1 pseudogene is annotated in these 700 nt (G+C 74.0%); it reads right to left on the minus strand.

The window, feature by feature from the left end:
- A pseudogene (locus AC27IO_RS25075) lies at window positions 1–700 on the minus strand (MFS transporter); the annotation flags it as partial.

A 700-nucleotide genomic window follows, 5' to 3' on the forward strand; every position in this document is an offset into this window, starting at 1 on the left:
CCACGCCCAGCACCAGCGCCGCGGCCGATCCGAAGAAGATCCCGTGCGCCGCGCCGCGGTCCAGCAGCGCACCAAAGATCGGGGCCGCCACGCAAAAGCCCAGGTCCAGGCCCGAATACACCGTGCCATAGACCCGGCCCGTCGCCCCGGGGGGCGCGGCCCGCTTGATGAGCATGTCGCGCGAGGGGCCCGCCAGGCCCGTGCCCAGGCCCGCGATGGCGGCGAACGCCACGGCGCCCATGCCGGGAAGCCAGCCGGTGCCCACCAGCAGCAGCAGCACGCCGGTGGCCAGCAGGCACACGGTGATGATGCCCTCCAGCCGCGCCACGCGGCCGGCGAGAAAGCCGCCCACCACCATGCCGGCGGCGCCGCACAGCATGTAGCCCGTGACCACCATGGAGGTCACCGCCAGCGGCAGGCCGTACATCTGCTGCAGCGCGGGGCTGGCGAAGCTCTGGATGGCGCTCAGGGCGCAGGTGGTCCAGAAGAAGAACGAGAAGCACAGCCACACCGAGGGCAGCTTGAGGAAGGCCATGGGGTGCTCGGCCACGGCCGCAGCGCCCGGCGCGCCGGCGGTGCCGGGCTTGGGCGCGTGGGCCCAGGCGCCTGGCGGTCATCGAGCGCGTCGCGCTGCCACACCATGATGGCCAGCACCACCGCCGCCAGCGCGGCCCCGCACAGGCAGGCGGTGCGCCACGAT

It is taken from the genome of Acidovorax sp. KNOB132, from assembly GCF_057541515.1.